Origin of the sequence: Corynebacterium tardum (assembly GCF_046717785.1) — a bacterium.
In the GTDB taxonomy this organism is placed as follows: Bacteria; Actinomycetota; Actinomycetes; order Mycobacteriales; family Mycobacteriaceae; genus Corynebacterium.
The window spans coordinates 1,989,528-2,002,377 of sequence record NZ_CP177104.1 but is presented as its reverse complement, the minus strand read 5'-3'; the positions used below and the strand labels follow the sequence as shown (position 1 = coordinate 2,002,377).

The window sequence follows — 12,850 nt, the reverse complement described above, 5'->3', positions numbered from 1 at the left end:
CATGAACGGGAATACGAAAGATTCTCAACATCAGCGTGTATCAATTCTGGTGGACGACTCTGCTGTTCACCCATTAGATGCTAGAGACTCGCTTGGGGCATATCTACTGAAACTTTGGAAGAGGCGCTCTTTTATTCTCCTCGATGCCCGTGCACGTGCTTTTCAGGGGCATCGAGGTATGTGGCTAGGGAAGCTCTGGATTATTCTCAACCCGTTGGTGGAAGCGGCAACATATGGGCTGATCTTTGGTCTATTGCTCCGTACTTCGAGAGGGATTGATAATTTCGTCGGATTTTTGTTGATTGGAATTATCTTTTTTGGGTTTTTGCAACAAGGTTTAAACAGTGGGGCGGGTTTGATTCGGTCGAATCGCGCGATGATCGCTGCGTTTCGATTTCCGCGCGCGTCTATCGCAATCGGGCTAGTAGTTAGACAGTTTCTTGATAACTTGGCTCCAGCCTTGATGGCCGTTCTCGTCGCACTGGTTTGTCAGCTTAATAAACCGATTGATGTTTCAGTCATTTGTGTTGTGCCTCTGTATATTCTTATTCATATATTTAGCTTGGGGTTAATTTTATTTGTTTCCTGGTTAACTGCCTTTGTCCCGGACGCCAAGGCCCTGTTAAGGGTAGTTAGTAGGGGTTGGTTCTACATTTCGGGTGTCTTCTTTTCGGTGGAAAACTTTGCGACTCATCCCGTGGTTAGGTCAGTTATGCAGGCGAACCCAGGCTTTCAGTTCATTAGTTCTGTACGAACTGCCGTACTTGATGGTACGACTCCCGATTGGCGAGTTTGGGTTTCACTTCTATGTTGGTCTTTTGGCAGCCTAGCTGTAGGCTTCCTTGTTTTCTGGGGCGCGGAATCGAAGTATGTTAAAGTTATCTAACCCTTCAGTCGTTCTAAATTCTGTCACTAAGTCGTATCCGGTTTCCGATCCGTCTTTACTCGATACGTTCGGCCTTCGGCGGAACGCAACTGTTGACGCACTTAGAGAAGTTTCTTTCGTAGCTGAACGCGGAGACTACGTCGGTGTTATCGGGAGGAATGGCTCAGGTAAGTCGACCATGTTCAAGCTTATTGCGGGTAGTGAAGCGACCACTTCCGGCGAAGTCTTGGTAGGTGGCGAGCCTACGCTTCTTGGAGTTTCTGCTGCTTTACAGCCTCAGTTATCCGGGGTTATGAACATTAAGCTAGGTTTATTAGCTCAAGGGATGAGCAAACGTGAGGCCGAGGAATATTGGCCAAGTGTGGCAGAATTTGCCGACTTGGGAGAGGCAGTTCATCGGCCGATGAATTCTTATTCCTCTGGAATGGGAGCTCGGCTCAAGTTTGCCATATCTACTTCTGTCGTACGAGATATTCTTCTTGTTGATGAGGCTCTCTCCACTGGCGACGTTGCTTTTGCCGATAGGGCGCAAGAGCGAATGGATGGTTTCCTTGATGAGGCCGGTACTATCTTTCTTGTTTCTCATGGAACGCAGTTAATTGAAGATAATTGTAATAGAGCTTTGTGGCTTCACGAAGGCTCTGTGGTAACTGAAGGCGACCCTAAAACGGTTTGTAAGCTATACCGTGATTGGGCGCATAGATTGGTCACCGGTAAACCTGAAGAAGCTGCAGAATTTTTCGCCGAAGCGCAAGCTTCATATTTTCCCCCTCGGATTATTTACGAGTCTCAAGCGGCAAAGTTTTTGAATCGGAATCTTTAATAGTTGTTGATTACTCCCGTGGTTCGGGAATTTATGTGAAGCTTCTACCTGTAGTCATCTATGCATATGGTGACCGCAATACTCCTTAGATCTGTTTGTTTGAAAGACTGGTGCAAGATTGTCGAGACTATCTATTTCTTATTTGAAATCTGTCGTAGTCCCAGCCGCCGGCATGGGCACTCGCTTCCTGCCCGCCACGAAGACTGTTCCGAAGGAACTCCTCCCAGTGGTTGATACCCCCGGCATCGAAATGATTGCGGAGGAAGCCGCAGCAGCAGGAGCGACGCGGTTGGCCATCGTGACGTCGCCAAGCAAGCAGGAGGTGCTTCGTCACTTTGACGAGTTCCCGGATCTTGTTGAGATTCTGCGAGCTCGCGGCAAGGACGAGCAGGCTGCGAAGGTGGAGCGTGCAGCTCAGATTATCCATCCGGTTGCCGTGCCCCAGGAGAAGCCTCTGGGCTTGGGCCATGCTGTAGGTTTGGCTGAAGATGTGTTGGATGACGACGAAGAATTCTTCGCCGTAATGCTTCCCGATGACGTCATTGAGCCCACCGCTGCCATGAGCGAGATGATTCGTGTGCGCCAAGAGCACGGCGGTTCCGTGTTGCTTGCGGTGGAGGTGGACCCGGCACACGTGTCGAACTACGGCGTGTTTGATATTGAGGACACTGAGCAGAAGGGCGTGAAGAAGGTTGTGGGCATGGTGGAAAAGCCTGCCGCCGAGGACGCCCCGTCGAACTTGGTGGCGACCGGCCGCTACCTTCTGGACCGGGCAATTTTTGACGCGCTGCGCCGCATCAACCCCGGCAAGGGCGGGGAGCTGCAGCTTACCGACGCCATTGACCTCCTCATCTCCGAAGGACACCCCGTCCACGTCGTCGTGCACAACGGTATCCGCCACGATTTGGGTAATCCAGCTGGCTTCATCCCGGCCAGCGTCGAGTTCGGCCTGCGCCACCCGAAGTACGGTCCGGCGCTTTTCCGTGACCTAGAGGCGATCATGGAGAAGTACCGATCCGAGCTGGGGTAGGTAAACACCTATTGGTTCAACCACCGCAGCTGCCTAGTTGAAAATCGTCAGATTTGCCGCAAACGCACTGGGAACGTTCGCAAGGTCCCCGCGCTCAAGGCGAGCAGTCTGGAGTGATTCTAGACGGAGGAGAAATCGACACTGCGGCTAACCTTGTGGCCCTCGTGGGGCTTGCTACGCCGCATTGAACGGGCTTCCGGTAGAGGCGCTTATATCTTGCCGATTGACCGGGTAGGGGAGGCGTCGGCAAGCATGGCCAGGCCCAAGCAGTGCACGCTAAGTCTGCCGAGCGAGTAGAACCGGCAATATCACCCGCACAGCTCGACAAAAAGAACATCGCAGTGGTTGCAAAGGTGTTGCGACCGGCTATTTGGTAGCAGTGTCGTGACTATCTGGTAGCGCTTTAGTGAGTATCTGGTAGCAGCTCAGCGCGCTCGGGGTGATACTTCCGGTAGTCGCACCATCCGGGTGCGGCGTGTACTGGAAGGAGTCCGCTGATGACGGATTACCGTGCGGTGATGACGCTGCTTTTAGGGAAGCGTTCTTACCGCCAGATTGAAGACCAGCTCGGGTGCTCGCACCGCGCGATTTCCCGAGCGAACCAAGCGCTGCGAAGCCTTGGCCTGACCACTGCCCAGCAGGTCGCGGCGTTGACGAATGACGAGCTGGATGAGATATTCGTTGATAAACGCACCAGCGGGCAAGGCGAATTCGTCCCGATTGACTTTGACGCGGTCGTTAAAGCACGCACAGGGCGTGCGAAGCAGACACTGCAAGTATTGTGGGCTCGCTACACTACCACCCCCGCCCAGCCGGGCCAGCGGCACTACAGCTACGACCGGTTCCGCCAGCTGGTTGCCTCCCATGTCGATGCGGCCGGGCTGACCGCCCGGATCACTCACGCACCAGGGCATACGATGCAGGTGGATTGGGCAGGGACCAGAATGCGCCTGTACGCCCCTTCCGGCACACCGGGTGAGAAAGTCAGCATTTTCGTCGCCTCGCTGCCGTATTCAGGGATGCTGTTTGCCTGTGCGTGTGTTGACCAGCGGCAGCAGTCTTGGCTTGATGCCCACCGTCAAGCGTTTGACTACTTCGGCGGGGTCTGCCAGGTTGTTGTACCCGATAACGCGTCGACGGCGTCGAATGCGATCAGCACTGCCGATAGGAATCGGAAGGTCAACGACACCTACCAGCAGTTCTTGGAGCACTACAACACAGCAGCACTTCCCACTCGTGCGCGTCGGCCGAAGGATAAAGCGAATGTGGAAGCTGCGGTAAAGATCGTCACGCACAAAGTCATCCACGCGCTCGATGGCCACCAGTGTGTTGATTTAGACGAGCTCAACGGAAAGATTGTGGGCGTAGTCGACGCGATCAATACCTCCGTGCCGTTTCGCAGTCAGCAGTCAAGCCGCAGGGATCTCTTTGAAGAACATGAGCAACATCTCCTTGCTGACCTGCCGGAAACCCCGTGGCAACACACCGAGTGGAAGCGTGCGAAAGTGGCCCCAGATTTCCATATCACGGTTTCAACCGTGCGCTACTCCGTCCCACACCAGCTTGTTGGCCGCACTGTCGATGTACGCATCACCGGGCAAGTCTTGACCGTCTTTGACCAGGGAACAACCGTGGCAACCCACCGGGTTTCGCATAAGCGTGGGGCCTATGTCACTGACTATGAGCACATTCCCTCTGGTATGGACTCCACTCGTGGACTGTGGACAAGCGACTACTTTTACCGTGAAGCCAGCAAAACCGGCCCGGCAACACGCAAGGTCATCGAAGAACTTATCGCGGCGAAAGCCATCCCGGCCCAGGCATACCAGTCCTGCAGAAACGTTCTGTCAATGGGCAAACACGGCAACAAACCAATCCTGGAAGAGGCATGCCAGCGCCTGACCGCCAACGACGACAGCCGACGGGCGGTGTCCTATACCGCGGTCAAAAACATGATGGCCGTCGTACGCAAAGAACACGCCACACGGCCTAGTGGTCTAGACCAGCTCCCGCGCAGCACCACAACCAACCAGCCCACCGGCACAGCACCCTCCGACCGGGATACCACCGGCGCGTTTCTCGGCGGTGCAGAACAGTTCAGCATGGACAACCTCATTCAGAAAGGAAACTAAAGCCCATGTCATCACCAACCCCGCCAACAGATCGCTTCCTTGATGAATCCGTCCTGGCCGACTTCACCGCGCTGCGGATGACTGCCTTCGGCAGAAGCGTCATCGACATCGCCAACGACCCCGCATTCGACGCATGGACGTTTTCCCAAAAAGTGCTTTACGCACTCGATAAAGAAGTCGCGGCCAGGTGTGAACGACGCATCAACAAACTGCTGAAAGCATCCCGATCGCCAAACCTTGATGCTTGCCTTGAAAACGTGGTCTGCACACCTGACCGCAACATCAACCCCGAGCAAGTCAGCAGACTCGCTCACGGACAATGGTGCCACCTGGGCCAAAACATTGTCATCCTGGGCAAATCCTCAGTCGGCAAAACCTACCTCGCCCAAGCACTGATCACAGCAGCATGCCGCAACGACTACTCCGCACGGTTCTACCGCACCGACATGCTCGCCGCCGAACTAGCAGTCCTACAACCCGATGACCCCATACGGCTGAAGTTCATCCAACACCTCCACGACGTCGACGTCCTGGTCCTAGATGACTTCCTCACCACACCCATTAATGCCGCAACCGCGCACCAAATACTCAACATCCTCGCCGGGCGTGAAGGCAAAGTGTCAACAATTGTGACCTCACAATTCACCCCGCAGGAGTGGTACAAGTCCATCCCCGACACCGTGATCTCCGAGTCAATCCTCAACCGACTCGTCTCCGGCGCCGAGATCATCACACTCGAAGGACCAAACATGAGACTGACCACCCACGCATAACCACCAACAACGCCTGAGTGAGACACCGCTACCGGATACTCACTCAGGCGCTACCAGATACTCACCACACCGCTACCATTTCAATCTTCTGAACAGCAAAGGGGCCTAGATTGTCTAGCTTGGAGTGGTAGGTATAGCGAGTCCTCGTAGCCGGTACCGGCATTCTGTGTCGTGACAAGCTTTTTGTGCAGCGCCATTAATATCCGGGAGCGTTTCAGCGAGTATCTAGTAGTAGCTCAAGGCGACTTAGGGCCGATCTGGGGTTGCTGATGTTATGTCCATGGACTTTTTGGACACGGAGTCCAGTAACTTTTTGGGCTAGGAGTCCAATGACTTTTTGGACGTGGAGTCTCCCTGCTTTTTGGGCAGGGAGTCTTTGGTGTTTTTGGACAGTCTCTAGCTCGTCTTACCGGTTATGGTTTCTTTCGTCTCGACGGGCGCGGACGCGACAGGATTGGTTTGATCTCTGGTGGCCGGCGGTGCCACATTCCTTCGACATGCCCGATGTTGATCTGTCCGCCGGCTGGACGCTCAAGTAGCTTGATGGGCAGTGGGAATGAAAACAGTGCTTCACCATCATGATCAGTGAAGAACTCAGCGGTGTCATCGGTAACGTGGCTGTATATGAGCCGGTTTTTAAACCGGAGTCCTACATAGAATCCATAGCCCAGGATGCGCACCACTCCGCTTTTGTTGATCCACAGTGTGTCGGGGATACCCCAGGCGTTGCTTGACTGGGCGGATAGACCGTCTACGGTGGGACTGACGGTAGGAGATGATTCTTGCTGGATTGGTTCGTTATCGTCATCGATGGTTGTGGGAGAAGCTGCAACTTCTCCCACAACCGGCGCCATCGCCTCTTTAACCCCATTCTCGATACGATGCTCGTGGTGTATCGCGCTTTCTGAGTGTGTATCCCGGTATGACTTCACAATCTTGGCCCACAGCAGATCCGGGTCAATGGGTTGTGTTGGGGATTGAGCGTGGGCGAAGTGCTCACGGGCTTGGGCTGGTGAGGTTACCCTCGTTTAGTGGACACCCTATTTGTACGGATCTTGTGTCCGTAAGAGAGGATGTTCATTGTGAGTCAACAGCGCAAGAAGTACACGCCGGAGTACCGGCGTGAAGCCGCGAACCTGGTAATCGAGTCAGAGCGACCGATCGCTCATGTGGCTAAGGAAATCGGTGTTTCCGCCGGGCTTTTGGGCCGGTGGGTCAAACTCGAACGTGAACGCCGAGGATCCTCCGATGGGATGAGCGAGGCTGACCTCCGAGCTGAGAATGCTCGTCTGCGCCGGGAGCTGGCAGAAGCCAAGATGGATAACGAGTTTTTGTCAAAAGCGACAGCCTTCTTCGCCGCGAAGCAACGCGAGCAGAAAAGTTCGAACTAATGCAGCAGGAGAAGGCGAACTACAGCATCAAGCGCATGGCACGACTATTAAAAGTATCTCGGTCTGGATACTACAAATGGGCCCATGCGCAGCAGAAACGACTATCCGGCGAAGATGATCGGGCAGCATTTTACGATGATGTTGACCGAAAGATTCATCAGATTTGGAAAGACTCCGATGAGGTTTATGGTGCTCCGCGGATCACCGCAGAGCTTGCCGAGCGCTACCAGATCACCTTGAATCGCAAGACTGTGGCTAAACGGATGCGCATGATGGGCATTGAAGGGATTTCACCGCGTGCCTTTGTCCCGGTGACAACGATTCAAGCCAAGCGTAAGTCAACTCTTCCTGACCTGGTCAAGCGCATGTTTGATACTGGTCAGCTCAACCGAGTGTGGATGTCAGATATTACCTACCTGCGCACCGGTGAGGGCTGGTTGTACTTGTGCGCGGTCCGCGATGGTCATTCCCGCAGGGTACTGGGCTGGGCTATGGATAGCGTTCAAGACACACACCTGGTTGAACGGGCCCTGCGGATGGCGCATACGCTACGCGGTGATGTTCCTGATGGGCTGGTGTTTCACGCTGACCGCGGAACGCAATTTACCAGTGAGAAGCTCTGGGAGGTCTGCCGCAACCTGGGCATTGCCCAGTCTGTGGGGCGTACTGGTGTGTGCTTCGATAACGCGATGGCTGAGTCGTTCTGGTCGACGCTAAAGACTGAATTCTATGACCGGCAGCGCTGGGCGACCCGTGATGCTGCACGCAAGGCCGTTGCCTACTGGATTGAAGTCGTCTACAACCGCCGACGCCGGCACTCTGCACTCGGGATGGTCAGCCCCGTCGACTTCGAAAACCACATTGGTCTAACCACCAGTAGAAAAGAAATAGCTGCCTAACCACTAGGTAGCTCCACTACGTGTCCACGATTTGCGGGCAACCCCACTGGAGTGATGTGCATTTTGCCGACTAGCAGGCCTTGATGGCGGCGCCTGGTGTTGTAAAACTCGCGGTAGTCGTCCAACAGCTGTTGGACGTGCTGAAGTGTCGTAGGTTGGCGTGCATCGAGAAACTTGGTCATGGTTTGATGCGAGCGTTCATCTTTGCCTTGGGTTTGCGGGCCAAAACCTGCAATGGACCAGATACCTTGGGCGGCGAGCCAGCGCTCGGTATCGGACAATCGGCCCCGGTGATAGGTGGCAAAAGCTTCACCGTTATCGGTCAAAAGTTCCTGCGGGCGACCATACGTTTCTATTGCTGCGGCCAAGGTAGTGCGAGCATCGAATCCGTTTTCTTTGGCGGCGAAGGCTTGTGAGCCCAGATCAAACCGGCTGGCATCATCAACCAGCTGGTAGATAGTGATCTGGGTATGTGGAGTGTCAAAGAGTCGGTAGACAAACCCGTCGAGTTGCCACAGCTCATCGACTTTATCGCGTGCCCAGCGTTTATAGCTTTTACGAGGACGTTTACGGGCATTGGCCTCAGCAACACCAGCTTCGTGGAGCCAAAGCGCAATCGTAGACCGTGCCGGTGGGTGCTCTAAACCAAGGTCATCAATGAGGTAGTAATAGATTGACCACGGGCCATAGTCACGTCCCTGGGCCTTGAGCACTGATCGAGCTGTGATGACTTTCTGACGAAGGTGATCATCGTAGATTCTGGCTGGGGAATGCGGGGCGGTGGAGTCAGGCAGGATGCCTGCACGGCCGCGTTGTTCAACGCGGCGTTTGATGTTGGCATAGGTTTGGCGAGATACGCCAATATCCTTGCAGAATTGGGTGACGGTTCGTCCGTCTCTTACTGGGTCGAAGTCCGCTATTTTCTTGCGGAGATGGGTTGAAATAGCCATCTTGGTATTCCAACCCACCGACTGTCCAAAAAGTCTTGAGACATCACGACAAGGAAGTCTTTGGACTCCGTGACCAAAAACTATCTGGACTCCCCGTCCAAAAATCCATTAGACTCCGTGTCCAAAAACTCCATAGACATCACACTCCTTGCCTAAAATATCCCTAAATCTCACGCAGCATTGCTAACCCTGACGTGTCTACTACTTTCTGGGGATGGGATCGATACCTTAATCTTGTTGCTTTAACTCGATTAAGGACAAGCGTGGGGATCTAGTCCTGCAACTCGGAAAATTTCAAGTCTGAAGTCTGAGCTTTCTTTAATTCGCTTCAGAAGCGCCCCCACATACCTTGTTTCGCTAATACTAAGTGCGTCGCAGATTTGCTTAGGCACGCCAAGGTCTCTGACTGGGTAGTTCTCGATAATCCTCCACCACTCGTGGTTAGTGACAAGAGTATTCAAGTTGTCAAGGACTTTCGGGAGAGGATTGCTCAAGCTAAGAATTACGTCGGCTGAATCCGCGTCTGAGAGTTCCAAGCTCGCTAATCTGTCGACAGCTGAGTGGTGTAACTGCTTTGTGGCGGTGGTCTTCGCCAACCTCGTCAGTGCTTTTTCACTTGAAAACAGACTTGTCAGTTTGCCCTCTACACGGTTGATGGTAGAACCTGCGGAAGAATCGAAGTTCTTTTCTAGGATGCGTGACATTTCATATACCGCGGTTTTGCTGTAAAGGACCGACTCAACTTCCTCGACGGATAGTACCTGTATCGTCTCCGATCGGAGACGATTGACTTGGAATTCGTCTCGAGAGTCACGGTCAAGGATGGCCATTGCAGTAAGCCAGTGATGATCCTTAGACTGGGCTATTCCGTTTGTGGACGCGATTACGTTTCGGCAACTTCCCGAGGGAACCACGCGAAATCCAGGGTAGAGAGCTTCATATATTTTTCTATCTAAACTGTTTGCTTGGCCTTCGACAAAGATTATTCTTTGTCTTCCGCCCAAAATAGCTTTGAGTGAGGATTCCGGGATTGCTTCAAACTGAGGTTTTTCGACCTTTTTCAAAGCCCACCGAACCGGGGAAGAGCTCTCCCATTTCACGCCGGAAGAGACTAGCAACGTATATCCAAGGTGTAGGAAGTCTTCGGCTAGCCTTTCGTCGTGACTTGAAATTATAAAAGCGCAGTCTGGACGTGCCTTAATCAATTCCAAAACTAATTTCGACGTAATATTTCTGTGAAGATGGCGTTCAGGTTCGTCAATTAGAAAGATTGTTCCTGACGGCTGGGATATGATTTCTGCCCCAAGTAGCAGGGCTGATTTCTCACCATCTGACAATTCGGTTATGGGGACTTTTATCTCGACTCCATCGGTCACTCGGATTATAAAGATACCGATGCTGGAGTGCCAATCTAGGCGTAGGTCGAGCCCGCATGCCGTGAAAATCCTCGTAAGTTTCTGAAAGTGAGATTCAGGGACCTGCTTGTCAGTTCCTTTGGCTGAGCGAATCACTGAAGCTATACGGTTGTTTGTGTCATGAAAATCATAAAGGACTTTGACTAAGGTTTGAGAAATCTCATCATCTTCGAAATCGGCCGAGGTGCGTGTCTTTGGTTCAGCACGGTTTCTCGTCAAATGGCGGATTCCGATGCCGTTCGGGTCGAAGACTGGGGAACTAGTATGTAACCAAATTCTTCTGTGGCCTACTATTCTGACGATTGGGAGTTCATCTGCGTTGGCATGAAGCCAGAGAAGAAGGGCCGACTTTCCCGATCCGTTCGAACCTAAAAGCAATGTCGGGCTTTCCCGTTTGGCTGAAAGTAGGACCGGCTGTCCACTAAATGATGGGACGGCCCATTCCTTGACTGTAAGGCTCTCTTGTGTGTTGGCCAATTCGATCTCTGTATCCACTGTGAGCATTCTCCAGATAAATGGGCGGTGGGGTTACTTCAGTATATAGCGATTGTAAGAAATGAATATTCTGAGCTTTTCGGATTGTTGGTCGGCCGCATTTTTGGCCCGAGGGGAGAAAGGAAATCGGTGAGTCTCTGGCAGTGGAGTTGTGACTTCTTAGATTATCCTTTCCCAGTTTTGTTGAAGTGTAAATGGTTTTCCGATTTTCACGGTGGAAGTCGAGCGATGGATAAGTCGGGACTGCCTTCGTTTCCGACATGCGAGGACGTTGATACTGCCAAAGGGGCTAAGTGTAGGGGGGAAGAGGGGGTGGCGCAGTGTCGATGGGGTGGGTGATGTAACGGCGGAACGTCGTCAAGCGTTGTAATATTGGGGTAAAAAGTAAAAATTCTACTATTTCAATTCTCTTTTCGTGCAAAGGATTTTGGGGGCCTTCCTGTCTGGCATTAGCCTCCCACCTTTCGTAGGAGTGGCAGAAGTTTGGATTGAATCTATCGGGTCATCAGATCTTCAATCGAGAATCTCTAGGCCTCCCAGAAATGCGCTCTGGGAACCTCTGCAAGGTCCCAGCGCTCAAAAGTGAATCATCTGGTGGGAAACAAGGAGCTAGAAAATCAGACTCTTCGGAAAACAATGCATTCCTAACCGGTCTTCACGATGGTGATCGTTGCGGAAACTGGCTGGGGTACTCGTGCGTCGTCGCGTTGAATGCGTCGGCGGTCACGCTCGTCTTCCGTGTCACGTTTCCCGAGTTGGTTACGCGGAGCGCGCTGTACGATGACGCCGGTTGGACCATCTACTTGCCCGAAGTAGCAATCTGCTCGATGTTCATTATTTTGTTTGCGTGGTTGAACACCAAGGGCGCAGCACTTTCAGGCCAGTTCCAGTTCTTTGCCGTTGCGCTCATGATTGTGGCAGTGGTGGTCATCGTGGCGTCGATGGTGATTTATTACATCGCTGAGCGTCCCGAGCTTGCCCCCGCTTTCCCAATCGACGTCCCACCGGTGGCGGCGGTTGCGACCATCATCGCCTTTGCCCCATGGGCCTACGTGGGGTTTGATTCTATCCCGCAGCTGGCAGGGGAGTTCAGTTTCTCGCCAAAGAAGGCATTGGGCCTTCTGATGTGGGGAGTTATTGCGGCGACCTTGATCTACTTGGCGATGATGCTCGCGACCTCGATCGCTGTGGGAACCCACCACGTTGCCTATGAAGAGGAGGCCTGGCCGCCGGCTGCAGCCATTAGCGAGGTAATGGGGCCGGCAGGTCTGGTACTCATGGTCGTTGCTGTCAGCGCTGGAGTCCTTACTAGACTTAATGGGTCCTTTACTGCAGCAAGCCGTGTGTTATTTACCCTTGGTCGCGCCAACCTGGTCTCTAGTCGGTTAGGTGAGCTAAACAGCAAGGAGCGCGCACCGCGCAATGCAATTCTCTTAGTGTGCGAAGTGCGCCTGGTGACCCCGTGGTTTGGGCGCGCGGCCTTGACGTGGGTTGTCGATATGTCCAGTGCTGGCATCACGGTGGCGTATTTCTACACGTGCTTCTGTGCATGGAAGATTGCGCGCACCGGACAGGTTCCTGGGATGCCCAAGCCGATTGCGCCGAGCAAGTTTTACGAATACTTCGCGCTGGCTGGGTGCATCCTCTCCATTGGGTTCTTGGCGCTCCTGTTTGTCCCAGGCTCGCCTGGCATGTTGGGAACGGCGCCGCTCATCGCGCTGGTGGTTTGGATATTGCTGGGGCTTGCGTCGTGGGCTGTCAAGAGCCGACAGCTTAAGGAAGTGCCGCCGGAGAAGACGGCCTCGTTGATTCTGGAATAGCTAGTCGGTCGTGTTCAGACGCTGTGGCCAGTCGCGGGCACCTGAGGTGAAGCTGGCGGGCACGCTGTTGTCACCAGGCTTGCGGCAACTCAGAACAGCTAAAACGCCGCCAATCTGACAGGTGAGTTGGGGAGGGGCCTTCGTCCTCCTCGGTGGTGCTTGAAGCACTGTCGGGGCTCTTTGCCGAAGCTAATTCTTTAGCCGTTGTTGTTTTAGACGGCGAGGATGAGAGAAGT

The 12,850-nt window shown here is 53.4% G+C and carries 10 protein-coding genes; 7 read left to right on the top strand and 3 right to left on the bottom strand.

Translation table 11 applies throughout. From position 1 onward, the window contains the following. Nucleotide 1 precedes the first annotated feature (1 nt). The 5 genes from ACLI1P_RS09680 (at nucleotide 2) to ACLI1P_RS09660 (ending at nucleotide 5,644) form a co-directional block, all read left to right on the top strand. Nucleotides 2–886 carry an ABC transporter permease gene (locus tag ACLI1P_RS09680; RefSeq protein ID WP_411708723.1) on the top strand — a complete coding sequence of 295 codons (885 nt, stop codon included), beginning with the start codon at nucleotides 2–4 and terminating at the stop codon, nucleotides 884–886. Beyond that, nucleotides 870–1,709, top strand: coding sequence for an ABC transporter ATP-binding protein (locus ACLI1P_RS09675; protein WP_411708722.1), 840 nt, complete (start codon nucleotides 870–872; stop codon nucleotides 1,707–1,709). Before ACLI1P_RS09680 ends, ACLI1P_RS09675 begins: the two co-directional genes overlap by 17 nt. 133 nt (nucleotides 1,710–1,842) lie before the next feature. Next, nucleotides 1,843–2,739: a UTP--glucose-1-phosphate uridylyltransferase gene (locus ACLI1P_RS09670; RefSeq protein WP_411709715.1), complete on the top strand. Its 897-nt coding sequence runs from the start codon at nucleotides 1,843–1,845 to the stop codon at nucleotides 2,737–2,739. A gap of 497 nt (nucleotides 2,740–3,236) precedes the next feature. Beyond that, nucleotides 3,237–4,871 (top strand): IS21 family transposase, encoded by a 1,635-nt coding sequence (gene istA, locus ACLI1P_RS09665; RefSeq protein WP_411708721.1) that lies wholly within the window; start codon nucleotides 3,237–3,239, stop codon nucleotides 4,869–4,871. Between the two features lie 5 nt (nucleotides 4,872–4,876). Beyond that, nucleotides 4,877–5,644: an ATP-binding protein gene (locus ACLI1P_RS09660; protein WP_411708720.1), complete on the top strand. Its 768-nt coding sequence runs from the start codon at nucleotides 4,877–4,879 to the stop codon at nucleotides 5,642–5,644. Between the two features lie 413 nt (nucleotides 5,645–6,057). Here ACLI1P_RS09660 and ACLI1P_RS09655 read toward each other — a convergent pair whose 3' ends face one another. Continuing rightward, entirely contained in the window at nucleotides 6,058–6,498 is a 441-nt protein-coding gene (locus ACLI1P_RS09655; RefSeq protein ID WP_411708719.1) for a hypothetical protein, read from the bottom strand. Between the two features lie 219 nt (nucleotides 6,499–6,717). Between ACLI1P_RS09655 and ACLI1P_RS09650 the strand changes: the two genes are divergently transcribed. Next, nucleotides 6,718–7,934 (top strand): IS3 family transposase gene (locus tag ACLI1P_RS09650; protein WP_115021451.1). Its coding sequence is split into 2 segments (ribosomal slippage): nucleotides 6,718–6,979 and nucleotides 6,979–7,934, totalling 1,218 coding nucleotides; the frame shifts between segments, so codons are not numbered across the junction. On the opposite strand, the gene ACLI1P_RS09645 is transcribed toward ACLI1P_RS09650, so the two are convergent. Together ACLI1P_RS09645 and ACLI1P_RS09640 are read right to left on the bottom strand one after the other, a co-directional pair. Beyond that, entirely contained in the window at nucleotides 7,931–8,884 is a 954-nt protein-coding gene (locus ACLI1P_RS09645) for an integrase core domain-containing protein (RefSeq protein ID WP_411708718.1), read from the bottom strand. The two genes, ACLI1P_RS09650 and ACLI1P_RS09645, sit on opposite strands and share 4 nt — an antisense overlap. A gap of 251 nt (nucleotides 8,885–9,135) precedes the next feature. Beyond that, entirely contained in the window at nucleotides 9,136–10,794 is a 1,659-nt protein-coding gene (locus ACLI1P_RS09640; RefSeq protein WP_411708717.1) for an AAA family ATPase, read from the bottom strand. Nucleotides 10,795–11,336: 542 nt separating this feature from the next. Between ACLI1P_RS09640 and ACLI1P_RS09635 the strand changes: the two genes are divergently transcribed. Further along, the gene (locus tag ACLI1P_RS09635) at nucleotides 11,337–12,614 is read left to right on the top strand and encodes an APC family permease (RefSeq protein WP_411708716.1); all 1,278 of its coding nucleotides are present in this window, start codon (nucleotides 11,337–11,339) and stop codon (nucleotides 12,612–12,614) included. Nucleotides 12,615–12,850 lie beyond the last annotated feature (236 nt).

Coding starts and splice junctions, on each gene's coding strand:
- ACLI1P_RS09675 (WP_411708722.1), top strand. CDS start 870: ATGTTAAAGTTATCTAACCCTTCAGTCGTTCTAAATTCTGTCACTAAG.
- ACLI1P_RS09645 (WP_411708718.1), bottom strand. CDS start 8,884: ATGGCTATTTCAACCCATCTCCGCAAGAAAATAGCGGACTTCGACCCA.
- istA (WP_411708721.1), top strand. CDS start 3,237: ATGACGGATTACCGTGCGGTGATGACGCTGCTTTTAGGGAAGCGTTCT.
- ACLI1P_RS09635 (WP_411708716.1), top strand. CDS start 11,337: ATGCGCTCTGGGAACCTCTGCAAGGTCCCAGCGCTCAAAAGTGAATCA.
- ACLI1P_RS09660 (WP_411708720.1), top strand. CDS start 4,877: ATGTCATCACCAACCCCGCCAACAGATCGCTTCCTTGATGAATCCGTC.
- ACLI1P_RS09655 (WP_411708719.1), bottom strand. CDS start 6,498: ATGGCGCCGGTTGTGGGAGAAGTTGCAGCTTCTCCCACAACCATCGAT.
- ACLI1P_RS09680 (WP_411708723.1), top strand. CDS start 2: ATGAACGGGAATACGAAAGATTCTCAACATCAGCGTGTATCAATTCTG.